26 protein-coding genes and 1 other annotated feature are annotated in these 24661 nt (G+C 50.2%); of the genes, 25 read left to right on the plus strand and 1 reads right to left on the minus strand.

Going from position 1 to position 24661, the window contains the following annotated elements; translation table 11 throughout:
* The first annotated feature begins 15 nt into the window (after nucleotides 1-15).
* From mreC to EEX84_RS00960, 13 genes are all read left to right on the plus strand, one after another.
* Nucleotides 16-900, plus strand: coding sequence for a rod shape-determining protein MreC (gene mreC, locus EEX84_RS00900; RefSeq protein ID WP_123163694.1), 885 nt, complete (start codon nucleotides 16-18; stop codon nucleotides 898-900).
* A complete protein-coding gene (mreD, locus tag EEX84_RS00905; protein WP_123163695.1) occupies nucleotides 897-1430 on the plus strand; it encodes a rod shape-determining protein MreD in 534 nt (177 codons plus the stop codon). Before mreC ends, mreD begins: the two co-directional genes overlap by 4 nt.
* Nucleotides 1431-1449: 19 nt before the next feature.
* Nucleotides 1450-2115: a septum site-determining protein MinC gene (minC, locus tag EEX84_RS00910; RefSeq protein ID WP_123163696.1), complete on the plus strand. Its 666-nt coding sequence runs from the start codon at nucleotides 1450-1452 to the stop codon at nucleotides 2113-2115.
* 1 nt (nucleotide 2116) lies between these two features.
* Nucleotides 2117-2917, plus strand: a complete 801-nt coding sequence (gene minD / locus EEX84_RS00915) for a septum site-determining protein MinD (RefSeq protein WP_123163697.1) — start codon at nucleotides 2117-2119, stop codon at nucleotides 2915-2917.
* Between the two features lie 55 nt (nucleotides 2918-2972).
* On the plus strand, nucleotides 2973-3911 hold the full coding sequence (locus EEX84_RS00920) for a nuclease-related domain-containing protein (RefSeq protein WP_123163698.1): 939 nt from the start codon (nucleotides 2973-2975) through the stop codon (nucleotides 3909-3911).
* 176 nt (nucleotides 3912-4087) lie between these two features.
* Nucleotides 4088-4170, plus strand: a sequence feature (ribosomal protein L21 leader region).
* 14 nt (nucleotides 4171-4184) lie between these two features.
* Nucleotides 4185-4493: a 50S ribosomal protein L21 gene (gene rplU / locus EEX84_RS00925; protein ID WP_123163699.1), complete on the plus strand. Its 309-nt coding sequence runs from the start codon at nucleotides 4185-4187 to the stop codon at nucleotides 4491-4493.
* A 3-nt stretch (nucleotides 4494-4496) separates the two neighbouring features.
* Entirely contained in the window at nucleotides 4497-4826 is a 330-nt protein-coding gene (locus tag EEX84_RS00930) for a ribosomal-processing cysteine protease Prp (RefSeq protein ID WP_123163700.1), read from the plus strand.
* Between the two features lie 13 nt (nucleotides 4827-4839).
* Nucleotides 4840-5133, plus strand: coding sequence for a 50S ribosomal protein L27 (gene rpmA, locus EEX84_RS00935; RefSeq protein WP_123163701.1), 294 nt, complete (start codon nucleotides 4840-4842; stop codon nucleotides 5131-5133).
* Between the two features lie 100 nt (nucleotides 5134-5233).
* Nucleotides 5234-5749: a Spo0B domain-containing protein gene (locus EEX84_RS00940; protein ID WP_123163702.1), complete on the plus strand. Its 516-nt coding sequence runs from the start codon at nucleotides 5234-5236 to the stop codon at nucleotides 5747-5749.
* A gap of 1 nt (nucleotide 5750) precedes the next feature.
* Complete coding sequence (gene obgE, locus EEX84_RS00945; RefSeq protein WP_123163703.1) at nucleotides 5751-7040, plus strand: GTPase ObgE; 1290 nt, start codon at nucleotides 5751-5753, stop codon at nucleotides 7038-7040.
* Between the two features lie 205 nt (nucleotides 7041-7245).
* Nucleotides 7246-7698: an ACT domain-containing protein gene (locus EEX84_RS00950; protein ID WP_123164025.1), complete on the plus strand. Its 453-nt coding sequence runs from the start codon at nucleotides 7246-7248 to the stop codon at nucleotides 7696-7698.
* 16 nt (nucleotides 7699-7714) lie between these two features.
* Complete coding sequence (pheA, locus tag EEX84_RS00955) at nucleotides 7715-8581, plus strand: prephenate dehydratase (RefSeq protein WP_123163704.1); 867 nt, start codon at nucleotides 7715-7717, stop codon at nucleotides 8579-8581.
* Nucleotides 8582-8703: 122 nt separating this feature from the next.
* A complete protein-coding gene (locus EEX84_RS00960) occupies nucleotides 8704-9408 on the plus strand; it encodes a potassium channel family protein (RefSeq protein WP_123164026.1) in 705 nt (234 codons plus the stop codon).
* 262 nt (nucleotides 9409-9670) lie between these two features.
* Here the strand turns inward: EEX84_RS00960 and EEX84_RS00965 are convergent, their stop codons facing one another.
* Entirely contained in the window at nucleotides 9671-10207 is a 537-nt protein-coding gene (locus EEX84_RS00965; RefSeq protein ID WP_123163705.1) for a transcription repressor NadR, read from the minus strand.
* Between the two features lie 123 nt (nucleotides 10208-10330).
* Here EEX84_RS00965 and ruvA point away from each other — a divergent pair, with 123 nt between their 5' ends.
* The 12 genes from ruvA (at nucleotide 10331) to EEX84_RS01025 (ending at nucleotide 24656) form a co-directional block, all read left to right on the plus strand.
* Nucleotides 10331-10927, plus strand: coding sequence for a Holliday junction branch migration protein RuvA (gene ruvA / locus EEX84_RS00970; RefSeq protein WP_123163706.1), 597 nt, complete (start codon nucleotides 10331-10333; stop codon nucleotides 10925-10927).
* Between the two features lie 19 nt (nucleotides 10928-10946).
* Nucleotides 10947-11945: a Holliday junction branch migration DNA helicase RuvB gene (ruvB, locus tag EEX84_RS00975; RefSeq protein ID WP_123163707.1), complete on the plus strand. Its 999-nt coding sequence runs from the start codon at nucleotides 10947-10949 to the stop codon at nucleotides 11943-11945.
* Nucleotides 11946-11971: 26 nt separating this feature from the next.
* Nucleotides 11972-13024, plus strand: coding sequence for a tRNA preQ1(34) S-adenosylmethionine ribosyltransferase-isomerase QueA (gene queA / locus EEX84_RS00980; protein ID WP_123164027.1), 1053 nt, complete (start codon nucleotides 11972-11974; stop codon nucleotides 13022-13024).
* Nucleotides 13021-14163, plus strand: a complete 1143-nt coding sequence (tgt, locus tag EEX84_RS00985) for a tRNA guanosine(34) transglycosylase Tgt (RefSeq protein ID WP_123163708.1) — start codon at nucleotides 13021-13023, stop codon at nucleotides 14161-14163. Before queA ends, tgt begins: the two co-directional genes overlap by 4 nt.
* A gap of 40 nt (nucleotides 14164-14203) precedes the next feature.
* A complete protein-coding gene (gene yajC / locus EEX84_RS00990; protein ID WP_123163709.1) occupies nucleotides 14204-14479 on the plus strand; it encodes a preprotein translocase subunit YajC in 276 nt (91 codons plus the stop codon).
* A 118-nt stretch (nucleotides 14480-14597) separates the two neighbouring features.
* Nucleotides 14598-14921 (plus strand): post-transcriptional regulator, encoded by a 324-nt coding sequence (locus EEX84_RS00995; protein WP_240033889.1) that lies wholly within the window; start codon nucleotides 14598-14600, stop codon nucleotides 14919-14921.
* A gap of 66 nt (nucleotides 14922-14987) precedes the next feature.
* On the plus strand, nucleotides 14988-17267 hold the full coding sequence (secDF, locus tag EEX84_RS01000; RefSeq protein ID WP_123163711.1) for a protein translocase subunit SecDF: 2280 nt from the start codon (nucleotides 14988-14990) through the stop codon (nucleotides 17265-17267).
* Between the two features lie 75 nt (nucleotides 17268-17342).
* Entirely contained in the window at nucleotides 17343-17687 is a 345-nt protein-coding gene (locus EEX84_RS01005; RefSeq protein WP_123163712.1) for a LapA family protein, read from the plus strand.
* A gap of 83 nt (nucleotides 17688-17770) precedes the next feature.
* Nucleotides 17771-20113: a single-stranded-DNA-specific exonuclease RecJ gene (gene recJ / locus EEX84_RS01010; RefSeq protein ID WP_123163713.1), complete on the plus strand. Its 2343-nt coding sequence runs from the start codon at nucleotides 17771-17773 to the stop codon at nucleotides 20111-20113.
* Nucleotides 20104-20616, plus strand: a complete 513-nt coding sequence (locus EEX84_RS01015) for an adenine phosphoribosyltransferase (protein ID WP_123163714.1) — start codon at nucleotides 20104-20106, stop codon at nucleotides 20614-20616. Before recJ ends, EEX84_RS01015 begins: the two co-directional genes overlap by 10 nt.
* Before the next feature lie 84 nt (nucleotides 20617-20700).
* The gene (locus tag EEX84_RS01020) at nucleotides 20701-22251 is read left to right on the plus strand and encodes a glycoside hydrolase family 55 protein (RefSeq protein WP_123163715.1); all 1551 of its coding nucleotides are present in this window, start codon (nucleotides 20701-20703) and stop codon (nucleotides 22249-22251) included.
* A 212-nt stretch (nucleotides 22252-22463) separates the two neighbouring features.
* Entirely contained in the window at nucleotides 22464-24656 is a 2193-nt protein-coding gene (locus EEX84_RS01025) for a RelA/SpoT family protein (protein WP_123163716.1), read from the plus strand.
* Nucleotides 24657-24661: the final 5 nt, after the last annotated feature.

The raw sequence follows: 24661 nt of genomic DNA on the forward strand, positions 1-24661 counted from the left end.
GGAGGACTGCCGTATATGTCACAACTTTTTTCAAACAAACGGCTGATCTTACTGCTGCTGGGTGTTATCCTGCTCGTTGCATTGATTTCTTTTTCACTTCGTGACCGCGCCAATGTTTCATTGCCGGAACAGATCATCAAAGACGTGGTCGGCGCCGGGCAAACGGTGTTTTCACGTCCGGCCCATGTGGTTACGGGGATTTTTGATAATGTGGATTCATTGTTGAATACATATGAAGAAAACCGTCATTTGAAAACCCGTCTCGAAGAATTCGCCGGTGTGCAGGCGGAAGTGAAAGACCTTCGATCGGAAAATGCCGAGCTTCGGGAAGTGGTCGGCAAACAAGAGGATCTGCGGGAGTACAACCCCATCCAGGCGACCGTCATTGCGCGGAACCCGGATCAGTGGGAAGAAAAAATCATCCTGGACAAAGGAACGGACAGCGGCGTGACGCAAAATATGGCCGTGCTGACAGCGCGCGGACTGGTCGGCAAAGTGATTTTGGCGACACCGTCCACTTCGACGGTCGAACTGGTATCGACGCAGGATCCGAATTACCGTGTCTCGGCGATGGTGCTCGGCAAGCAACAGGATGTCTTTGGTTTGATCGAAGGCTATGACGCTGAACGCCGTGAATTGTTGTTGAAGCGCATTGACGCTGATATTGATATACAGGAAGGTGACCAGGTGGTGTCCAGTGGCCTGGGGGGCATTTTTCCAAAAGGAATTGTCATCGGTAAAATCACGGAAGTGACGATTGACGAATTCGGCTTGACCAAACTGGCATACGTCAAACCGGCAGCTGATTTCAATATGCTGAATCATGTCATGATCGCTGACCGGACCATGCCGGAAGTTGATACCGCAGACAACGGCCAAACAGAGGAAGATGGCTCATGATCCGACTACTTATTCCAGCAATCGGTTTGGTGCTGTTTTTTCTGGAACCCGTTTTCGGACTTTTTTCGCCGCTCCATCTTGGAGATGACTATTATTATGTCGTACCGCGTTTCCTGCTGATGTACCTGATTTTCGTATCCATTTACTACAGCCGCAAACAAGCGGTATTATACGGTTTATTTTTCGGACTCTTGTATGATGTGTTTTTCATTGATATTATTGGGTTATATTCTTTCTTATACCCGATGCTGTGTTTGATGGCGGCAGAGGCCGTCAAATCAATCCAACAGAATTTACTGGTCACGACAGCTTTGACAATCGGCTTGATCGCGTTGTTCGAGTTTGTCCTTTACCAATTTTTCGTCCTCATTTCCCTGACGTCCATGCCGCTTCCCGTTTTTTTGGAAACACGGCTGGTGCCGACGGTGATGACGAATTTCGTTTTTTTAATCATGCTTGGCTGGGTCTTCAGATCAGCCATTCTGCCCCGTTTGACGGAACGCGACAAGCTTCCGGGATTATATTTATGAAAGCGCAGGTGACACGTTTTTGAAGAATCTTGTTACGATAAAAGGCACGAAGCAAGGGTTTGTCCTGCAGCTCGATGACCGGTGTGCGTATGCCGATCTGCTCAAAGAGTTGAAGGGAAAGGTGTCGGATTCTGCGCTGGACGGCATTACTGAAGTCCAACTGCATCTGGGATACCGGTATTATACAGAAGCTCAGGCGAAGGAGATTACAGCAGCCGTCCAGGACAACTCGGATGTGAAAGTGACGACGATCACCAACGACGTCGTTTCCGAGGAAGAATGCAACCGCCGCGTGCTGGAACGCCAGTCGGAAACGTATGTCGGCATCGTGCGTTCCGGCCAGGTGGTCAAAGCGCAAGGCGATTTGGTGATTGTCGGTGACGTCAACCAGAACGGCCGCGTAATCGCCGGCGGCAACGTCTATGTACTCGGGCGCCTGAAAGGTTATGCCCATGCTGGAGCGAATGGCAATAAGGAAGCGGTCATCGCTGCTTCCTGGCTCGAAGCGACGCATCTGAAAATAGATGATGCGCTTGAATCTATGACTGACGAATTGACGATGTTATCGGAACAGCCGGAAATGGAATGTGCTTATTTACATACTAACGGCAGCATCATCATCGACCGTCTGCAGGAATTGCGGTTTATACGGCCGGAAATCTCAACATTTAAAGGAGGAAGCTAGTGTGGGAGAAGCAATTGTGATTACATCAGGCAAGGGGGGCGTCGGCAAAACGACGACAACCGCCAATCTCGGCACTGCATTGGCTCTTCAAGGAAAAAAAGTATGCTTGATCGATACGGATATCGGCCTGCGCAATCTGGATGTCATCCTGGGGCTCGAAAACCGGATCATCTACGATTTGGTCGATGTGCTGGAAGGCCGCTGCAAAGTGCATCAGGCACTTGTTAAAGACAAACGTTTTGAAGACCGCTTGTATTTGTTGCCGGCTGCTCAAACTTCGGACAAAAATGACATCAATCCGGAACAAATGAAAGAGCTGGTGACGAAGCTGAAGGAAGATTATGATTTCGTCATCATCGATTGCCCGGCCGGCATTGAACAGGGTTATAAAAATGCTGTGGCCGGAGCGGAAAAAGCCATCGTTGTAACGACGCCGGAAATTTCAGCTGTGCGTGACGCCGACCGCATTATCGGGCTGCTCGAGCTTGAAGAAAACCTCGAACCGCCGAAACTGATCATCAACCGCATCCGCCAGCATCTGATGAACTCCGGTGATGCGCTGGACGTCAACGAAATCACAACGCACCTGTCCATCGACCTGCTCGGCATCGTGGCGGATGAGGAAAGCGTCATTTCCAGCTCAAACCGCGGAGAACCTGTGGTGATGGATCCGAATAACCGGGCGTCAATGGGCTACCGCAACATCGCACGCCGCCTGCTCGGCGAGTCGGTGCCATTGATGACCATGGAAAAACCGAACCAGAGCATTTTCTCGAAAATCAAAGCCGTTTTTGCGAAATAAATAATGAATCCTCCGCTGAAATAGCGGAGGATTTTTAGAATCCAGGAGGTGCGGGTTGAATAATGAATTGCTGATACGAATGATATTGGCTGAACGTTTGCCGAAGAATCATGCCGCTTGGAACCCAGTCACAAGAGAATTGAAAAATGCTCTCGCGGGAGCTGGCGGGGAAGAGCGGACGCTGGCATTGTTAAATAAAGAACTGGAATTACCCGAAAGTCCAATGTTGCTGAAGGATTTACATATACCGATTAAAGAAGGATATGCACAAATTGATATTCTTTTATTGCACAGAAAGTTTGTTTGTGTATTGGAAGTCAAGAATATGACGGGTGAGTTTTATTTTGATACGGAAAACTTTCAATTCCATCGAATGATTGATGGCCGCCGTGAAGGAATGAAAAATCCTGAATCGCAATTACATCGGGCGGTAAAGGCAGCGGAAAAATTTCTGCATGCTCCGGTAGACGGCATCATCGTTCTTGCCAGCCGCTCCGGAAGAGTGGTGGAAGGGCCAAAACATTATCCGGTCGTTTCGCTGGATTATTTGCCCTTTTATCTGGAAAAACTTGCGGAAGGGGAAAAGCGTCTGGATCCGCTGGTTCTTGCTGCTAAACTGCGCAGCTTGCCGAAAAGGGATTTTCGGAAACAATTATTGGAGCGCTACGGAGTTTCATTGAATGAGATCCGACTGGGAGTTACTTGCAAGAGCTGCCGTAATTGCGCGATGATACGAAGTGAGCGAAAATGGCATTGCGTACGGTGCGGAATGTATTCAAAAGATGCACACGAAGTGACGCTGCAGGAATTTGCGGTTTTGTTCGGTGAAGAACTGCCGACGGGGTTTGCGTACCGTCTGCTGGGTGTAGAAGATAAGTATGTGCTTTATCGTCTGCTGGAAAAATCAGCATTGCAGGGAAATGAGCGCGGCAAGCGGTGGATTGTGCCTCGGCCGGAACTGTTGGAGGCGTATTTCAGGGCAGTTTATCGCTGAACGCACCCCGCAACGGATTTACCGCACCCCGACACAGAAGTTTCGCACCTCACACCCAAGTTTTCGCACCTCAATCTGAATGTTCCGCACCTCAACAGGAAATCCCCTTCATTCCAATAAAACCATTGACGTGTACGCCGCCGCATGGTATTATTCTACTGTTATGTTTGTAGCGCACCGTGCTACAACCGCTCGAATCGGGTACTTGAAGAATTCGCAGAAATGCGGGTCACCTGAGCAGGCGAGTCTTAGTCTTAGAGGAGGTGCAAGGATATGTACGCAATTATTGAAACTGGTGGTAAACAAATCAAAGTTGAAGCAGGCCAAGAAATCTACATCGAAAAATTGGATGTGGAAGCAGGCGACACTGTAACATTTGATAAAGTTCTATTTGTTGGTGGAGAAGACACGAAAGTGGGTGTTCCTTTTGTTGAAGGAGCTACCGTGACGGCGAAAGTTGAGAAAAACGGCCGCGCGAAAAAAATCACTGTCTTCAAATACAAGCCGAAAAAGAACTACCGTAAAAAGCAGGGTCACCGTCAACCATACACAAAATTGACTGTTGACGCGATCAACGCATAAGTTATGATACGAGTAACCGTAAAAGAATCAGCCGACCGCATTTCATCGTTTGAAATGTCAGGGCATGCGGACTTTGCTGAACATGGCCAGGATCTGGTATGCGCCGGAGCGAGCGCTGTCTCTTTTGGAGCAGTGAACGCCATCATGGAGCTGACAGGCATTGAGCCGGATATTCAGCAGGGAGACAGCGGCTTATTGAAAGTGGCTTTTCCGGATAACCTGGATACGAAAATCGATGAGCAGGTGCAATTGCTGGTGCGGGCGATGATTGTTTCCTTAAAAACGATTGAGCAAGATTATGGGCAGTATATTAAAATAACCTTCACAGCTTAGGAGGTGGGACAGAATGTTAAGATTAGATCTTCAGTTTTTCGCATCGAAAAAAGGTGTAGGTTCAACGAGAAACGGACGTGACTCAGAATCGAAACGCCTTGGCGCTAAACGTGCAGACGGCCAAGAAGTTACTGGTGGTTCAATTTTATACCGTCAACGCGGTACGAAAATTTATCCAGGAGAAAACGTTGGGCGTGGCGGAGACGACACACTTTTCGCTAAAGTTGACGGGATCGTACGTTTCGAACGTTACGGACGCGACAAGAAAAAAGTGAGCGTTTATCCTGTTGTAGCACAAGAAGCTTAATACATGAGAAAAAGGGCTGCTTTTTGCAGCCCTTTTTATTTTTCAGGAAATTGCCGTATAATCTTGGTATACTGAAAGAAGAAAACACGGAGTGTGACTTATGAGGGACACGATGACGGTGGCACAAGCGCTTCGGCATGCGCGCCACGATTTTTTGAATGAACTGCAATTGGTCAAGATGAATATGGACCTGGGGCGACCGGAACAGGTGCAGGCAATCATTCGCTCTCATGCCGAAGCGGCTGTGCAATTGGAACGGCTTGCCGGTCTTGGCGTACCGCAAACGGAAGCGTGGGCGCTGACGGCAAAATGGCGTTTTCCGGAAATCCGTTTCCGGCTGGAGTGCCTGGCCACCAGCGCACCAGTGGAGGCCGATGGAAAGTTTGCTGATGCACTGGAACAGCTGTCGCAGTCGGTAAGGCAGCGGCTGGATCCAGTGGACCAACTCGAATGCCGGATCACCTTGACGAACGACTCTCATAAGTTTGTGGCATCGGTGCAGATAGAAAGAGACTGGCAGAATGTGAAGATGCCGGAATCCGAAGATATACAAGTAGTAAGAGCGTGCGCTTCCAATGAAACGAAGTTTGTTTTCAGCGCACAGATGGAGGGATAATATGTTTGTCGATCACGTAAAAGTTTATGTTAAAGGTGGGGACGGCGGCGATGGTATGGTCGCGTTCCGCCGTGAGAAATATGTGCCGAACGGAGGTCCTGCCGGTGGCGACGGCGGCAAAGGGGCGGACGTCGTCTTTATCGTCGAAGAAGGATTGCGCACACTGATGGATTTCCGCTACAAGCGGATTTTTAAAGCAGAGCGCGGAACACATGGTATGAGCAGCAACAAGCACGGCTCCAAAGCACAGGATTTGGTCATCAAAGTTCCGCCGGGTACGGTCGTCAAAGACGCGGATACCGGCGAAACCATCGCCGACCTGGTCGAGCATGGCCAGACCGCAGTCATCGCACGCGGTGGCCGCGGCGGACGGGGGAATTCCCGTTTTGCCACACCTGCCAATCCGGCTCCGGAATTGTCGGAAAAAGGGGAGCCGGGTAAAGAGCGCAATGTCGTTTTGGAATTGAAAGTATTGGCGGATGCGGGTCTTGTCGGCTTTCCGAGTGTCGGGAAATCGACGTTGCTGTCAGTGATTTCTTCGGCCAAACCGAAAATTGCGGAATATCACTTTACGACCATCGTGCCGAATTTGGGGATGGTCCAGACGGAAGATAACCGCAGTTTTGTTGTAGCCGATCTGCCGGGATTAATCGAAGGCGCACACGAAGGTGTCGGTCTTGGTCATCAGTTCCTGCGCCATATCGAACGTACACGGGTCATTATCCACGTGGTCGATATGTCAGGCATGGAAGGGCGCGACCCATACGAAGATTACGTCACCATCAACGAAGAATTGAGACAATACAATCTGCGGCTGACCGAACGTCCGCAATTGATTGTGGCCAATAAAATGGATATGCCGGATTCTGAAGAGAACTTGGCTGAATTCCGTAAGAAATTGCCGGAAGATGCCCGTATTTTCCCGATTTCTGCACTTTCCCGTCAAGGCTTGTCCAATTTGCTGTTCGCGGTGGCGGACCTTCTCGAGGTGACACCGGAATTCCCATTGATCGACGAGTCGGATGAAGAATCAGACAGCACGGTATTGTACAAACACGAATCAGACCGTGAAGGCTTTGAAATCACCCGTGATCCTGATGGTGCTTATGTCTTGTCCGGATACGCCATCGAGCGTCTGTTCAAGATGACGGATTTCTCACGGGAAGATTCCATTCGCCGGTTTGCCCGCCAGATGCGGGGCATGGGAATCGATGATGCACTGCGCGAACGCGGGGCCGAACACGGCGATACGGTTCGCCTCCTGGAATTCGAGTTTGAATTTATCGACTGATCCCGCTTTAACGGAAAGGCAAGCTTCCGCTTTTTGAAGCGGTGGCCCTGCTGACTGTAAAAGCCCGGTTGATCGGGCCGGCAGGATGTCGGTCCCATAGGCGCCGCCGCAGGACGCGGCGTTTGCAGCCTATACTCTGTTTTTCCTCAGTGGGAGGAAGATGTTTCCACTGGGTGAAGTTTCTCTTGATGCGGGGGTTTTTGTAATGAAGGATATAGCGGAACAGAAGTATTATTTGGTACGTGAAGATGTGCTGACAGAAGCGATGGTCAAGACGCTGGAAGTGAAAAAGATGCTGCAGCGTGACCGTGTGTCCATTTTGGATGCAGTGGCGAAAACCGGACTTTCCCGCAGTGCATTCTACAAATATCGGGATGCGGTTTTTCCGTTCCATTCCATCGTCAAAGAACGGATTCTGACGGTCTTTCTGCAATTGGAAGACCGGTCAGGCACGCTTGCGACGCTGCTTCAGACAGTAGCCGACGTGCGCTGCAACATACTGACCATCCACCAGACCATTCCGATTCAGGGGCGGGCGAATGTGACGCTGTCCCTGGATGTGACGGCGATGTCGGTGGATTTGGAAACATTTCTGCAACACCTGAAAAAACTCGATTTTGTCGAGTCTGCTGAAATTGTATCAAGCGGATCATATTAAGTGGAGGAGAATTGGAATGGCTGGACAACCTGTGCAAAAACAAATTTCTTATTTGGGACCGGAAGCGTCATTTACCCATTTGGCTGCTGCCAAAGCGTTTCCGGACAGTAACCTGCTGCCATTTGCCACTATCCCCGAATGCATAGAAGCAGTGGCTGAAGACCGCGTGGATTACGCGGTCGTGCCACTGGAAAATGCGTTGGAAGGATCAGTGCCATTGACAGTCGATTACCTTTTTCATGAAGCGCAGCTTTATGTGACGGCGGAAGTGCTATCGCCAATCGGCATGCATTTGATGGTGCATCCCGACAATGTGGAAGCAGATTCATACGAAGCGATTTATTCGCACCCGCATGCACTTGCGCAATGCCATAAGTTTTTGTTCTATACATATAAAAATACACCGATCGAACAATTCGGCTCCACGTCAGGAGCGGCCAAGATGGTCAGTGAACTGCCGGAGCGCAACATCGCAGCGATTGCCAATGAATTCGCAGCCAAGAAATACGGCTTGTCGATTGTGCATAGCGAAATTCACGATTTCCATTTTAATCACACCCGTTTTTTTGTGTTGTCCAAAACCAATCACAAATTGAAAAATCCGGGACATGAAGGGCAGATCAAGACGACGCTGATGATTTCGCCGCCGAATGATGACCGCTCAGGCGTTCTTCATCAAGTGCTGTCGGTCTTTGCATGGCGCCAGCTAAACTTGAGCAAGATCGAATCCCGTCCGTTGAAAACAGGGCTCGGCGATTATTTCTTTATCGTCGACGTACTGGAAGACGAGACCGCGACAATGATGCGGGGCGCATTCGAGGAATTGGCCGCCCTTGGCTGCAAAGTGAAGACGCTGGGCTCGTATTATACGTACCGTTCGTGAGAAAGAGACAGTTTTACCTATAACTGCTGATTTTGCAAAGCACCCGTTACTTCAGGGTGCTTTTTGTGATGTACAGGTTAAAAAAATGAACAGAATTCATGCCGAATGCAGGTGAAGAACTGATGAAAAAATACGTCATCCATTATGAAATTTTTATGCTGTTATTGATCATTGTTTCGCTGTTTTTTGCTTTTTCGGACAATGATGCTCTAGTCCTCTATGACCGAATCATTTGGATGGTATTTGTCCTGGATTACACCATACGACTTGTGCTTGCAAAAGACCGGTGGGAGTATGTGAAAAAGCACCCGTTTGAATTGATTGCCATCATCCCGTTGGATGCCATCTTTCGAGCAGCCCGTTTTGTCCGGTTTTTTAGGATTCTCCGGTTAGTCGGGATTGGTTCGCGCTTCGTCAAGCCAGTTTATGGTTTGTTGAGAACCAATGGACTCGACAAGCTTCTGACTGTTGCTGTTGTCCTGTTGTTCATCATCCCGATTCCCATCATCCTGGTAGAGCCGGGCATCAATACATTTTCCGATGCTTTGTGGTGGGCTATTGTCACGACTACGACTGTCGGATACGGTGATATCTCACCAACCACTCCATTGGGAAGGGTGCTGGCAGTGATTTTGATGCTTGTCGGAATCGGCATCATCGGAACTTTCACCAGCTCGATCACCAGTTATTTCGGCAATAGGAATAAAAAGACTCACAATGAGCAAGTCCTGGAATTGCTACAGTCGATTGAAGAAATCGACAACCTTACGGCGGAAGATGTCGAACTTGTGGAGGTTTATCTGAAAAGGAAAGTTCCAATAGGGTAGGGGTGGCTTTTCGTGCGAAAGCTGCTGAGGTTTTCCATGTTAATGGTTGAAGTTGGCTTTTTCAATGTCGAAAAATGGCGAACGCGCATAAGTTTCGTGGAACGCGCGAAAAAATCTGTGAGCGCGCAAAAAATGAAATGAACGCGCATAACCCGTCGCCGAACGCGCAAAAAATCTTTTAAACGCGCATAAACGCACGTCTCACCAAAAAAACCCGAAACCGTGTCAAACGGCTTCGGGTTTTCGACGTTTCAACCTGCTGTTACTCGCTGTCCTCCAGCAAAAAGCCATGTTCCTGCATGGCGGCTTCCGCGCGGTCGAGCGCAGCGTCGTTTGCTGCAGTGATGGTGTGCAGATGAGTGCCATCCGTCAATTCGAGCAGATAGCTGGCGCCGGTGTCACGGACGCGTTTCATGAAATCGGCGACCTGCTGCGGTGTGGAGACATGGATGCCGGCCGTCAGTTCGCCGTAAACCGGATGTTCAATCGACACGTCTTTGACGGTGACGCCTGCTTCGACCAGGACCATCAGTTCCTGCTCGGTGTCCTGCGGCTGGTGGCGGCAGGCGATGCGGCGGCTCGTCTCCACGCGGCCGGTTTCATTGTTCATATAAAGGTAGCCCTGGCTGGTCGCCAGAATCGGCTCGCCTTTTGCTTTCAACAAGGTCATGTCACCGACGATCACTTGCCGGGAAACCTGTGCAACTGCGGCGAGTTCGCTGCCGGTCAGCGGTTTATTGGCTGTTTTTATTTTTTCCAGGAGAATTTGGCGGCGTTCTTCACCGTATAGTTTTTTCATATAGGTCCCCTCTTTATCTGTCGTTGCTTTTATTTTAACATGAAAGGCCGTGCGGCGTTTGTGTCGTCTATACCGAACAAATATGCTATAATTACTGAGTTGAAATGAAGGAGAGAACGTATCATGTACGATTACATAAAAGGGACAGTTACACGTGTGACACCTGAATATTTAGTAGTGGAGCAGCAGGGGATCGGCTGGCAGATTTTTGCGCCGAATCCATATTCGTTCGGAACGGAAGAGCTGCAGGTGTTTTTGCATCATCATGTGCGGGAAGATGCACATCTGCTGTTCGGATTTCCGACACTGGAACAGCGGGAATTGTTCCGCAAGCTGATTTCGGTTTCCGGTATCGGACCGAAAGGGGCGTTGGCCATTTTAGCGAGCGGCCAGCCGCAGCACGTGATCGATGCGATTGAACGGGAAGATGAGAAGTTTCTCGTCAAGTTTCCGGGCGTCGGCAAAAAGACGGCGCGCCAGATGATTTTAGACCTGAAAGGGAAACTGACCGAGTTTTTCGGCGACAGCGCACCGCTGGAAGATACGCCGTCTTTGCTGTCGGGTGACGAAGCGGAGCTGGAAGAAGCGATGCTGGCGCTGGGCGCGCTCGGTTATTCCGACCGGGAAATTGCCAAAGTCAAACCGCAGCTGAAAGGTTTGGAACTGGACACAGAAGGGTTTATGAAGAAAGCCCTTCAATTATTATTGAAACAAAACTGACAAAAAGGAGGCGGACGGCATGGAAGAACGGGTCATCGGCAGCGAAATTTCGGAATTTGATGAACGCTTTGAGCAATCGCTGCGGCCGCAGTATCTGTCGCAGTACATCGGCCAGCACAAAGTAAAACATAATTTGTCGATTTTCATCGAAGCGGCGAAAATGCGCGAAGAAAGCCTGGACCATGTGCTGCTGCACGGACCTCCGGGGCTTGGGAAAACAACGCTTGCGGCGGTCATCGCCAATGAAATGGAAGTCGGCGTCAAAATGACGAGCGGCCCTGCAATCGAGCGGCCGGGAGATTTGGCGGCGATTGTATCGTCATTGGAACCGGGAGACGTGCTGTTCATCGATGAAATCCATCGGTTGAACCGCTCAATCGAAGAAGTGCTGTATCCGGCGATGGAGGATTTCTGCCTCGATATCGTAGTCGGCAAAGGCCCGGCGGCGCGTTCGGTGCGGCTCGATTTGCCGCCGTTCACGCTCATCGGGGCCACAACACGGGCCGGCGCTTTATCAGCTCCGCTTCGTGACCGTTTCGGCGTATTGTCACGGCTGGATTATTACGATGCGGAAGCATTGACGGAAATCGTCGTCCGCAGTGCCAAATTATTCGAAGCGGATATAGATCCGGCGGCGGCAGTCGAAATTGCACGGCGCTCGAGAGGGACACCACGTATTGCCAACCGGCTGCTGAAACGCGTCCGTGATTACGCTCAGGTGCGCGGGGACGGCTCGATTACGATGGACATGGCCGAACAGGCACTGGAAATGCTGCAGGTCGACCCGCTCGGCCTCGATCACATCGACCACAAATTGATGACCGGCATGATGACGCGTTTCCGCGGAGGACCGGTCGGACTTGATACGATCGCTGCCAGTATCGGAGAAGAATCGACGACCATCGAAGACGTCTATGAACCGTATCTGCTGCAGATCGGTTTTATCCAGCGGACCCCGAGAGGCCGCATTGTGACACAAACTGCCTATGAACACTTTAAAATGGAGATGCCTGAATGACACATATTAAACAATCCACACAAGAATTGAATGTCACTGATTTTGATTTTGAGTTACCCGAAGAATTGATTGCACAGACGCCGCTCCTTGACCGTACGGCGAGCCGTCTGCTGGTCTTGGACAAAGAGACGGGAGCGGTCGAACACCGCCATTTCCGCGACATTATCGACCATCTGCACAAAGGGGATACGCTCGTCTTGAATGATACCCGTGTTCTGCCGGCGCGTTTGATGGGGACAAAGGAAGACACTGGTGCCAATATCGAAGTGCTGCTGCTCAAGCAAATTGAAGACGATGTATGGGAAACGCTCGTCAAGCCGGCCAAGAAAGTGAAAGTCGGGACGGTTGTGTCGTTCGGCGGCGGTTTGCTGCGCGCCGAGTGTACAGGGATCCTCGAACACGGAGGCCGCCATTTCAAGATGATCTACGACGGCATTTTCTACGAAATACTGGATGCACTCGGCGAAATGCCGTTGCCGCCGTATATCCGTGAAAAGCTGGAGGACCAGGACCGTTACCAGACCGTTTTCGCCAAAGAGCGGGGAAGCGCTGCGGCGCCGACTGCAGGGCTTCATTTTACTGATGAATTACTGGACCGGATCCGCGCAAAAGGGGTCGAAATCGCTTTTATCACACTGCATGTCGGACTTGGAACGTTCCGTCCGGTGTCGGTCGATTCGATTGAAGACCATGAAATGCATGCGGAATTTTACCGCATCAGCCAGCAGACAGCCGATTTGATCAACCAGACCAGACAGCAGGGCGGACGCGTCATTTCCGTCGGTACGACATCGACGCGGACACTTGAATCCGTGGCACGGAAATTTGATGGCGACCTGCAGGAAGACAGCGGCTGGACGGATATTTTCATTTATCCCGGCTACCGGTTTCAGGCCATCGATGGCCTGATCACCAATTTCCATTTGCCAAAGTCGACACTGGTCATGCTGGTCAGTGCATTGTCCAGCCGTGACCATATTTTGAACGCTTACGAAGAAGCTGTAAAAGAACGGTATCGTTTCTTCAGCTTTGGAGACGCGATGTTTATCGAACCACAGAAAAAGGAGACTCACGAATGACTCAAGCAGTAACGTACGAACACATAAAAACCTGTAAGCAGACCGGTGCGCGGCTTGGTATCGTCCACACGCCGCACGGTTCATTTGAAACGCCGGCATTTATGCCGGTTGGCACACAGGCGACAGTCAAGACGATGTCGCCGGAAGAACTGAAAGCCATGGACGCGGGCATCATTTTGAGCAATACGTATCATTTGTGGCTGCGCCCTGGAAACGACGTAGTGAAAGAAGCAGGCGGCCTGCACAAATTCATGAACTGGGACCGTCCCATCCTGACTGATTCCGGCGGTTTCCAGGTGTTTTCGCTGAGCGAATTCCGCAACATCAAAGAAGAAGGCGTCCATTTCCGCAACCATATGAACGGCGACAAGCTGTTTTTGAGTCCGGAAAAAGCCATGCAGATCCAAAACGATCTGGGTTCTGACATCATGATGGCATTTGACGAATGCCCGCCTTATCCGGCGTCCCATGAGTACATGAAGTCAAGTGTCGAACGGACATCGCGCTGGGCGGAACGCTGCCTCGAAGCCCACGGACGCAAGGAAGACCAGGGCTTGTTCGGCATCATCCAGGGCGGCGAATACGAAGACCTCCGCAAACAAAGCGCACAGGATCTCGTATCACTCGATTTTCCGGGATATGCCATCGGCGGTTTGTCCGTCGGCGAACCGAAAGACGTCATGAACCGTGCGCTCGAATTCACGACGCCGTTGATGCCTTTTAACAAACCGCGTTATTTGATGGGCGTCGGTTCTCCCGATTCACTGATCGACGGCGCCATCCGCGGCATTGATATGTTCGACTGCGTGCTGCCGACACGCATCGCCCGAAACGGCACATTGATGACCAGCACCGGTCGTTTGAATGTGAAAAATGCAGCGTTTAAACGTGATTTTGGCCCGATTGATGAGAAATGCGATTGCTACACATGCCAAAATTACAGCCGGGCCTATGTGCATCATTTGATTCGTGCAGATGAAACGTTCGGACTTAGACTTACTAGTTATCATAATCTCCGTTTTCTGTTAAACTTAATGGAGCAGGTACGTCAAGCGATTCGTGAAGACCGCCTGGGAGATTTCCGCGAGGAATTTTTTGAAGCATACGGTTTCAACAAGCCCAACGCCAAAAATTTCTGAGTCTAAGAAAATAGAGAGAGTGAAAGGGGGAATTTGAACAATGGATACTTTAATCGCTTTATCACCTTTACTATTGATGTTCTTGTTGATGTGGTTTTTCATCATTCGTCCTGCTCAAAAACGCCAGAAAGCAACGGCGAACATGCAGGCGGAATTGCGCCGAGGCGACCGTATCGTAACGATCGGTGGACTTCACGGCCAAGTGGATGCTGTTGACGACACGACCATCTACATTACAGTAGCAGACGGAACACGTATGCAATTCGAACGCCAGGCAATTGCCCGCGTTGTGGATTCTGCAAAACAAACCGTATAAGAAAGCTCGCCTTCGATCCGGAGGCGATTTTTTTTACACTAATTTCAGCAGTGTTCACTGAATTGTTATTTTCAGTTTCAAGCCAATAAAAAAATATAAGTAAAATGAAGAGGTGAAAATGATGCCGGACTATGCTGACCAATACGAAAAAGTTCTGCCGTTTCTTGAAAGCAAACTCTCGGAATTCTATCATTTTGAATACGATACATTCACATCGGAAGATCTGTGGCAATACTGCATAAAGAAAAAATGGCGGAAAAAAGACATCGGTGAAATGCGCCTTTATGAAATGGTCAATGACATCATGGACATGACGGCTTCCGACTTTGTCGCTTACCACCAGATTGAAGGCCTGAAAGGCGATAACTGGTTTTCCGATATAAAACAAGACGACCTGGAACAGCTGCTCCGGCCTTCACCCAAAAAACCGGATTCAATTTGACAGGGTTCAGGAGCTGTTTCATAATGAAAGTGCTGTGTTTTTGAGATTGAGGAGGAATTATTACATATGAAAGCAAGAGGTCGCATCATCGCCTTTTTCTTACTGGTCATTGTACTGATAGGAATGATTGGCACCACGAGTATGCCTATAGCAAAAGATATTAAACTGGGCCTTGATCTGCAGGGGGGATTTGAAGTCCTGTATGAAGTCACGCCTCTTGAAGGCAGTGACACGGAAATTACAAACGACGTCCTGGCCGACACGACTGACGCATTGATGAACCGCATCAACGTTCTCGGTGTCAGCGAGCCGGTTATCCAGATTGAAGGAGAAGACCGGATCCGCGTTCAACTGGCAGGCGTCGAAAACCAGTCAGAAGCCCGGGAACTGCTGTCGACGGAAGCGAACCTGACTTTCCGCGATGCCGACGATAATCTGCTGATGGACGGTTCCGACCTTGAAGAAGGCGGGGCAACAGGCACGTTTGATGAAAGCGGCCGGCCGATCGTGTCGCTTGAATTGAAAGATCCAGGCAAATTCGCCGAAATTACAGGCGAAATTTCGCAGCGTCCTTTCGGCGAGAATGTTTTGGTGATCTGGATGGACTTTGAAGAAGGCGTCGATTCCTATGAGGAAGAACGGTTGAAAGAAGACCCGAAATTCGTTTCTGCTCCGTCTGTTGACCAGCGCATCAATTCGCCAAGTGTCCAAATTACAGGGGCGTTCACTGTTGAAGAAACGCAGAACTTTGCAGGCATCCTGAATGCCGGGTCTCTTCCGGTCGAATTGGAAGAGATTTATTCCACTTCTGTCGGCGCCCAATTTGGTGAAGAAGCTTTGGATAAAACAACGTTTGCCGCTGCGGTAGGTATCGGCTTAGTGTTATTGTTCATGCTGGTTTTTTACCGTTTCCCGGGAATCATCGCATTCATCACTTTATCGGTTTATGTCTTCCTGATCCTGGTGATTTTCGTGTGGATCGGCGGCGTTCTGACATTGCCGGGTATTGCAGCGATCATGCTCGGTGTCGGGATGGCAGTTGATGCCAATATCATCACATACGAGCGGATCCGTGAAGAAATGCGGACAGGAAAATCCGTGAAGGATTCATTCCGCATCGGCGCCCGTTCATCGTTCTCGGCCATCATTGATGCCAACGTGACGACGCTTCTTGCGGCAGCTGTACTTTTCTATTTCGGTACGAGTTCCGTAAAGGGATTTGCGACTTTGTTGATCATTTCCATTCTTTCCAGCTTCCTTACAGCGGTTTGGGGTTCGCGTTTATTGCTTGGGCTTTGGGTCCACAGCGGTTTCCTCGACAACAAATCCGGCTGGTTCGGGTTGAAGCGGGATAAGATTCACAATCTTTCGGAAGAAAAAGACATTACGGATCTGACCACGCCATTCGACCGGTATGATTTTGCCGGTAACCGCAATAAATTCTTTGCCGCTTCACTGGCCTTGATTGCAGCGGGTGGGATTGTGCTCGGCCTCTTCCAGTTGAACCTTGGCATTGATTTTTCAGGCGGTACACGAGTTGAAGTAACTTCCGATTCCGCGCTTACTCAGGCAGAAGTGGAAGAGTTCCTTGAAGAGACCGGTTATCCTTCGGACGATGTGGTCATTTCCGGCGATGAATCCAATATCGGGGTAGCACGTTACGGGGATGACTTCTCCCAGGATCAAATCGAGGAATTAAAGCAGGCGGCGATTGACGAATACGGTCAGGAACCCAACGTTTCGACTGTATCAAACCAAGTTTCCATTGAGCTGATCCAGAATGCATTATACGCGCTGGCCATAGCAGCAGTCGGCATCATCATCTATGTCGCTTTCCGTTTCGAATGGCGTATGGGTGTTGCCTCAATCGTAGCTTTGATACACGATACGTTCTTCATCGTAGCGGTATTCAGCTTATTGCGTCTGGAAGTGGATATCACATTCATCGCGGCGGTGCTGACGATTGTCGGGTATTCGATCAACGATACGATTGTTACGTTTGACCGGATCCGTGAAAACATGAAGCGCATGAAGAAAATCGAGGCAGTCGAACAATTGGAGAACGTGGTCAATGTTTCCTTGCGCCAGACGCTCGTCCGTTCGGTCAACACCGTGATGACGGTTGTGCTGGTTGTTATCGCGCTCCTGATTTTCGGCGCTCCGTCCATCACCAACTTCTCGATTGCGTTATTGATCGGTTTGGTGGCAGGTACGTATTCTTCGATCTTCATTGCCGCGCAATTGTGGCTGGTGTTGAAGAAAAAGGAATTGAACAAAAAAGGACCAATCGATATCGAGAAAAAAGAAGAGAAAACGAAATGGGGTTCTGACGAGCCTGTAGTGTAAGTTTAATAGGAGAATGGAACAGGGTATAGTTAAGAAGACCTTGTTCCATTTTTTTATTTGAAGGGAGAGCTGCAGGTGAAATTGCAATGGCTTTTATTAATCGGACTCGTATTCGCTGTTATTATCGCTGTATTTGCCGTTGTCAATGTCGAAGAGGTACCGGTGAATTATGTATTCGGTGAAGCACAATGGCCGCTGATCCTCGTCATACTCGTGTCGGCGCTGCTCGGCTTTCTGCTGAGTGTCATGGTGGCAATGGCACGGAACTATGCCTTAAAGAGAAAAGTGAAGGCGCTGCAAAAAGAACTGGCAGAAAAAGAATCGATTATTGCCACACAGCAGAACGAAATTTCGGATTACCAGCACGCAGACGTGAGACCGGATACGACGGTGGTCACGGAGGAAGACAAAACCGTTTAAAGAAAAACCTTTCGGCCGATTGGCTGAAAGGTTTTTGTCTGCCAAAAATTTATGTATAATGAGCAAGTGAGGAAGTGAATGCAATGATCGAATCGAAAAAAAGGTGGCGTCTGACAGCGCCCGAACCACGACTTGTAGAAACCATCCAACAGGAACTTTCCATTTCGTCCGTCCTGGCGAAAATATTAGTGACACGCGGCATCACCACAGTACAACAGGCGCGGTCTTTCATGGATATGGACGTCAGCGGCATACATAATCCGTATTTGATGAAAGATATGGACAAAGCGGTCAAACGCATACGCCTGGCCATTGAGGCAGGAGAGAAAATCCTTGTCTACGGAGATTATGATGCAGACGGAGTGACCAGTACCACTGTTATGGTGACCGTGCTTCAGGATCTTGGAGCGGACGCCGCATTTAAAATCCCGAACCGTTTCCAGCATGGTTATGGACCCAATAAAGAGTTGTTCCAGCAGGCACACGAGGAAGGTGTCAGCCTGATTGTCACCGTTGACAATGGCATCTCGGGCATCGAGCAGGTGCAGTTCGCCAACGAACTGGGCATGGACGTCATCATCAGCGATCACCACGACATCGGCGAGAAGCTGCCGGATGCTCTGGCAGTGGTGCACCCGCGCCATCCGGAAGGCGATTACCCGTTCGGTGAACTGGCCGGGGTCGGTGTGGCGTTTAAAATGGCGCACGCCTTATATGAAGAAATTCCCGATCATTTGATGGAGCTCGTCGCAATCGGCACCATTGCCGATTTGGTGCCGCTGCACGGTGAAAATCGCTATTTTGTGAAAGAAGGCCTGCTGGCATTGAAGGATTCCCCGCGGCCGGCGATCGAAGCGCTCAGTGAAGTATCCGGCACCGCTCAGCGTGACATCACGGAAGAGACCATCGGCTTTCAATTCGGACCGCGCATCAACGCCATCGGCCGCCTGCAGGATGCAGACCCGGCCGTGCTGATGTTTTTGACGGAAGATCCGGCAACTGCGCGTGAACTTGCCAAAGGGCTTGATGAGTTGAATAAAGAACGGCAGGCGATCGTCAAACAAATCACGGACCAGGCCGTCCAGCAGGTGGAACAGCGTTATCCCGAAGAGCCGCCGCATGTCATCGTAGTGGCGCAGGAAGGCTGGAACCCGGGCGTAGTCGGCATTGTGGCCTCCAAATTGACGGAGCAATTTTACCGGCCGTCCATCGTGCTGTCACTGGATCCCGAAAAAGGGACGGCAAAAGGGTCGGCGCGCAGCATCGAAGGTTTCCATCTGTACAACGAATTGGCGAAAAACCGTGACATACTGCCTCATTTCGGCGGCCATCCAATGGCGGCGGGGATGACATTAGCGCTGGGCGATGTTGATGAGCTGCGCAAACGGCTGAATGAGCAGGCGCAGGAAAGCCTGTCAGCGGAAGACCTGCTGCCGGTGGTGGATATCGACATTCCGGTCCGTCTGGAGGAAATCGATATCGAAACGATCGAATCGATGCGCAGGCTGGCGCCGTTCGGCATGGGCTTTGCCAAACCGAAATTCTTTCTGGAAGAAGTCAAAGTAGCGTCGGTGCGCAAAATTGGAGCTTCGCAAAACCACTTGAAAATGGAATTGACACAAAACGATGCGCTGTTGGATGCGGTCGGCTTCGGCATCGGCTCGATCGGCGATGAATTGACACCGGAAGTAAAACTGGACGTCATCGGCGACTTGCAGGTCAATGAATGGAATGGCCGCAAAAAACCGCAATTGCTCATCGAAGATATCCGCACGGACGAATGGCAATTGTTTGATATTCGTGGAATCCGCCAAGTGTCCCGCTGGGTGAAACTCATTCCGGAGAAAAACCGGCTGTTTCTGGCATTCCGTCCTGAAACGGTAGCGGTGTTTCAGTCACTGGTCAACGCACCGATTTGCCTGGTGGACAATGTGGCGAAATTGGAAGAGCCGAAACATCACCTGGTACTGCTCGATTTGCCGGATTCCGAGGAGCAGCTGTCATCGGTGTTGGGGGAGATTAAACCGCAGCGGATCTACGCGCATTTCTATGCCAAAGACTCCCATTATTTCGAACAGATCCCGACACGTGACCAGTTCAAATGGCTGTTCGCTTTCATCAAAAAGCGCGGCAGCTTTGATTTCAAGAAGCATTGTGATGAGCTGGCGAAGCACAAAGGCTGGAGCAGGGACTCATTATTTTTTATGCTTCAGGTGTTTTTTGAACTCGGTTTTGTTACACTTAACAATGGCCTTACCGAGATTGCACAGTCTCCGAGCAAACGGGATTTGACTGAAGCACCGACGTATAAAAAGCGGGAACAGCAGATCGCGCTCGAGCAGAAATTATTATATGCATCTTATAAAGACTTAAAACAGTGGTTCGATGCGCGAGTGTCGGCCAAGGAGGAAGAATTATGGATTTAAAGCAATACGTAACAATTGTAGAAGATTGGCCGAAACCCGGCATCCGCTTCAAAGACATCACATCGTTGATGGACAACGGCACTGCTTATAAATATGCGACCGACCAAATTGTGGAATATGCCAAACAAGTCAACGCAGAAATTATTGTGGGTCCGGAAGCACGCGGCTTCATCATCGGCTGTCCGGTCGCTTATGCGCTGGAAATCGGCTTTGCCCCAGTCCGGAAAGAAGGCAAATTGCCGCGCGAAGTGATTCGTGCAGAATATGGTCTGGAATACGGCAAAGACGTGCTGACCATGCACAAAGACGCCATCAAACCGGGACAGCGTGTGCTGATCACCGATGATTTGCTGGCGACAGGAGGCACAATCGGGGCCACCATCAATTTGGTCGAGCAGCTCGGCGGCATCGTGGTCGGCTGTGCTTTTCTGATCGAATTGACGTATCTTGACGGACGCCGTCACCTGGAAGGCTATGACGTCAATACATTGCTTCAATATTAATGGATCCATTTTCCTTCTGCCTTATCGGGCAGAAGGATTTTTTTTATTGGCTGCGGGGTATGGAAATAAACGGGGTGATAACAGATGAAATTGGAGAAAACGCACAATCCGGCCACAAATGAGGCGCTGCTGGCAGCTGTTTTAAACGATCCGTTGCCTCTTGCTGACATAACAATGGAAACACGGCGGTTGTTCGAAGGCATTAAACAGTTGCCGAAAGAGCAGCCGAAATCACGGCGGAAAACGGCTTCTGAATGGATGTGGTCGATTTTTTCAAAGCCGTATTCAATTTATGACGACCATCAATACAGGGAGTTCATCGAAAACAGGCAAGTGGTTCCGGACTGGAAGCCAGGGCTCGACAGACAGTATGAAAAACTGGAAAAAGCAGCAGGACGCATTGTTAACGTTAAGGACTTTGGCGCAATCGGCGATGGCTTAATGGATTGTACAACTGCTTTTGAGCGGGCCATCGGAACAGGGAATGTCACGGTTTTCATTCCGCCTGGCGTCTATGTGGTGAAAGGGATCCGTTTGCCTTCGTGGACTCGTCTGGCCGGTGCAGGGAAAGGTGTGTCAGTCCTGAAGCTTCATGATCAGGCAGCCAAACGGCAGCGGCTTGTCACCAATCTCGACCATGCCAAAGGAAATCACCATATTTCGGTTGAGAATCTCAGCTTGGACTGGAATGTGGAGCGGCTTGGGAAAGTTCGGAAGACTGCAACGGGCGGCACTTATTCCAGCTGTTTGACTTATGCCAATGTGACATTCGGCTGGGTCAAAAAAGTGGAGGCAGCGAATCCGGGGCTTCATTGCTTCGATATTACATCGCCTTATTACAATTACGGAGGGGATGGCAGACGGGCGCGAAGCGGCAGCCGGTATGTCTGGCTGGATGAAACAACAGGGCACGGGTTTGGCGATGACGGCATAACGACGCATCACAGCGATTATATTTTCATTTCCAATTCTTTTTTCTGTGACCCCAGCGGCCGTTCGCATAAACGGGGTTTTTCCAATTCGAACGGCATCGAAATTGATGATGGTTCCCGTTTTGTGTGGCTTGTGAACAATTCGACGGCGCGCTGCTTTGGCGGCGTGGAAATCAAAGCTCATGCGGAATCCTCGGCAGCGACCGGCGTCTTCATTTCCGGCCATCTGTCGGTCAACGACAACCGGTCGTATAACTTCCGGCACATCGGACATCACCGGGCAGGAGATCCGCAGTCGGTCTCGGCCTACAACATCCTGGCGCAGCGTCTGGTGTCCATCGCGCCGGTGTTCACGGAGCTTTACAGGCAATCCACTCCGCGCGCGCTGGTCGTTTCAGCTTACCGCAACGTGGTGGTCAACCGGTTTTTGTTCGTCGGCGACAAACAGTATGATTACCGGGATAATCCGGCAGCCGCCGTCCAGTTCAAGGCACGGCGCGTCGTGCTGGCGAATGGCGCCGTCACCGGTTTCAAGACTGCCTCGAGCGATATTTCGATCGCCGGCGGCAGACAAGGGGCCGCTGATGTTCAGGTGCGGAATATCCACAGCATCCAATCAGCAGAAAAAGTGGTGGCAGTCGGAAAAGGCAACCGGCGCACGGTGGTCGAAGCGGTCCGGCAGGAAAGAAGTTCCAGGGGCTGAGGTGCGGAATGCGAATGAAGTCAGAGAAACGAAAATAAATTTCACTGCAAATAACCAAACTTTCAAAAGCTGCAGCACACAAAAATTTCACAAATATTTGTTTCATTCGCTCAAAGATAAGCTGGCCAAATAAGATACTTTGCTTTTATCTTGATAGTTTTTTATAATAATAAGATATACTTTCAGAAAAATGAAAAGCAAGGTGGGCAATTATGGCGAAAGATCAAGTAAGAACAGCAGAAGACGTATTTGACATGGTAGCGTCTTATATGAATGCCGATCATGTGGAAACGATCAAGAAAGCGTACCAGGTGGCGTACGATGCGCACATGGGACAATTCCGCAAATCAGGGGAACCGTACATTCTCCACCCTGTGCAAGTGGCCGGGATTCTGGCTGAACTTCAAATGGATCCCGCGACCGTAGCCGCGGGATTTTTGCATGACGTTGTCGAGGATACGGACGTCAGCAGGGAAGACATTGTCCGTGACTTTGACGAGGAAGTGGCCCTGCTCGTCGATGGTGTGACGAAACTGAGCAAGATCAAGTACATGTCGAAAGAAGAACAGCAGGCGGAAAACCACCGCAAAATGTTTGTCGCCATGGCCCAGGATATCCGCGTCATTTTGATCAAACTGGCTGACCGTCTGCACAACCTGCGGACACTGAAATACCAGTCGGTGGAAAAGCAGCGCATCAAAGCGAATGAAACCCTGGAAATTTTTGCGCCGATTGCCCACCGGCTTGGGATCAATACGATTAAATGGGAGCTCGAAGACACCGCGCTCCGTTATTTGAACCCGCAGCAATATTACCGCATCGTCAATCTCATGAAGAAGAAGCGGACGGAGCGGGAAGATTATTTGAACGATGTCATGGATGAAATCCGCAAACAGCTGAAAGACGTTGACATCAAAGCGGAGCTGTTCGGCCGGCCCAAGCACATTTACAGCATCTACAAGAAAATGGCGGTCCAAAACAAGCAGTTCAACGAAATCTATGACCTTTTAGCGGTCCGCGTGACCGTGGAAAGCATAAAAGACTGTTATGCTGTGCTCGGCATCATCCATTCGACATGGAAGCCGATGCCCGGCCGTTTCAAGGATTACATCGCCATGCCGAAGCAGAATCTATATCAATCGCTTCATACGACCGTGATCGGACCGCAGGGTGATCCGCTTGAAGTGCAGATCCGCACAGAAGAAATGCACCGCATTGCGGAATATGGGGTAGCCGCACACTGGGCGTATAAAGAAGGCAAGAAAGCCGACGTGCCGAAAAGCTCCGTCGACTCCCGCTTGTCGTGGTTCCGCGAAATCCTCGATTTCCAGAACGAAGCGAACGACGCGGAAGAATTCATGGAATCGCTGAAATTCGATTTATTTTCCGACATGGTCTATGTGTTCTCGCCAAAAGGCGATGTCATCGAAATGCCTGCTGGCTCCTGTCCGATCGATTTCGCGTACCGTGTCCACTCCGAAATCGGCAATAAAACCATCGGTGCCAAAGTCAACGGCAAAATGGTGCCGCTCGATACCGAACTCCATACCGGTGATATTGTGGAAATCCTGACGTCGAAGCAGTCGTTCGGGCCCAGCCGAGACTGGCTGAAGATCGCCAAATCGACACAGGCAAAAAACAAGATCAAGCAGTTTTTCAAGAAGCAATTGCGTGAAGACAATGTCCAAAAAGGGAAAGACATGGTCGAAAAAGAGATCAAATCACAGGAATTCCCGGTGAAAGACGTCCTGACGAACGACAACATCAAGCGTGTCTGTGAGAAATACAATTTCGCCGGAGAAGATGATATGTACGCGGCCGTCGGTTTCAACGGCATCACGGCCCAGCAGGTCGTCAACCGGCTGGCGGAAAAGATGCGCAAGCAACGCGAACAGGAAGAAGCCATTGAAAAAATCCGTGTCGAGATGAAATCCAACCAGCCAAGAAAGCAGACCGAATCCGGCGTCATCGTCCGTGGAATCGATAATATGATGATCCGTTTATCGCGCTGCTGCAATCCGGTGCCGGGAGATTCCATTCTGGGCTTTATTACAAAAGGACGCGGTGTTTCGGTGCACCGTTCAGACTGTCCGAATATCCAGACCATCGAAGCGGACCGGCTCATTCCTGTTGAATGGGAAAACGCCGGCGTGCCGGAAAACAAGGATTACCAGATTGACATTGAAGTGCAGGCTTATGACCGCACCGGCCTGATCAACGAAGTGATGCACATGGTCAGCGAAACGAAAACGACGATCATTGCCGTCAACGGACGCGCCGATGACAATAAAATCGCCACCATCAACTTATCGATCATGATACCGCATATTTCACATCTCAATCGCGTAGTCGATCGGATTAAGCAATTGCCGGATGTCTATTCCGTATCACGTGTGACCAATTAAGGAGG

Source organism: Planococcus salinus (genome assembly GCF_003719725.1).
Lineage (GTDB): Bacteria > Bacillota > Bacilli > Bacillales_A > Planococcaceae > Planococcus > Planococcus salinus.

Coding starts and splice junctions, on each gene's coding strand:
- mreC (WP_123163694.1), top strand. CDS start 16: ATGTCACAACTTTTTTCAAACAAACGGCTGATCTTACTGCTGCTGGGT.
- mreD (WP_123163695.1), top strand. CDS start 897: ATGATCCGACTACTTATTCCAGCAATCGGTTTGGTGCTGTTTTTTCTG.
- rplU (WP_123163699.1), top strand. CDS start 4,185: ATGTACGCAATTATTGAAACTGGTGGTAAACAAATCAAAGTTGAAGCA.
- EEX84_RS00930 (WP_123163700.1), top strand. CDS start 4,497: ATGATACGAGTAACCGTAAAAGAATCAGCCGACCGCATTTCATCGTTT.
- rpmA (WP_123163701.1), top strand. CDS start 4,840: ATGTTAAGATTAGATCTTCAGTTTTTCGCATCGAAAAAAGGTGTAGGT.
- EEX84_RS00940 (WP_123163702.1), top strand. CDS start 5,234: ATGAGGGACACGATGACGGTGGCACAAGCGCTTCGGCATGCGCGCCAC.
- obgE (WP_123163703.1), top strand. CDS start 5,751: ATGTTTGTCGATCACGTAAAAGTTTATGTTAAAGGTGGGGACGGCGGC.
- EEX84_RS00950 (WP_123164025.1), top strand. CDS start 7,246: ATGAAGGATATAGCGGAACAGAAGTATTATTTGGTACGTGAAGATGTG.
- pheA (WP_123163704.1), top strand. CDS start 7,715: ATGGCTGGACAACCTGTGCAAAAACAAATTTCTTATTTGGGACCGGAA.
- EEX84_RS00960 (WP_123164026.1), top strand. CDS start 8,704: ATGAAAAAATACGTCATCCATTATGAAATTTTTATGCTGTTATTGATC.
- EEX84_RS00965 (WP_123163705.1), bottom strand. CDS start 10,207: ATGAAAAAACTATACGGTGAAGAACGCCGCCAAATTCTCCTGGAAAAA.
- ruvA (WP_123163706.1), top strand. CDS start 10,331: ATGTACGATTACATAAAAGGGACAGTTACACGTGTGACACCTGAATAT.
- ruvB (WP_123163707.1), top strand. CDS start 10,947: ATGGAAGAACGGGTCATCGGCAGCGAAATTTCGGAATTTGATGAACGC.
- tgt (WP_123163708.1), top strand. CDS start 13,021: ATGACTCAAGCAGTAACGTACGAACACATAAAAACCTGTAAGCAGACC.
- yajC (WP_123163709.1), top strand. CDS start 14,204: ATGGATACTTTAATCGCTTTATCACCTTTACTATTGATGTTCTTGTTG.
- EEX84_RS00995 (WP_240033889.1), top strand. CDS start 14,598: ATGATGCCGGACTATGCTGACCAATACGAAAAAGTTCTGCCGTTTCTT.
- secDF (WP_123163711.1), top strand. CDS start 14,988: ATGAAAGCAAGAGGTCGCATCATCGCCTTTTTCTTACTGGTCATTGTA.
- recJ (WP_123163713.1), top strand. CDS start 17,771: ATGATCGAATCGAAAAAAAGGTGGCGTCTGACAGCGCCCGAACCACGA.
- EEX84_RS01015 (WP_123163714.1), top strand. CDS start 20,104: ATGGATTTAAAGCAATACGTAACAATTGTAGAAGATTGGCCGAAACCC.
- EEX84_RS01020 (WP_123163715.1), top strand. CDS start 20,701: ATGAAATTGGAGAAAACGCACAATCCGGCCACAAATGAGGCGCTGCTG.
- EEX84_RS01025 (WP_123163716.1), top strand. CDS start 22,464: ATGGCGAAAGATCAAGTAAGAACAGCAGAAGACGTATTTGACATGGTA.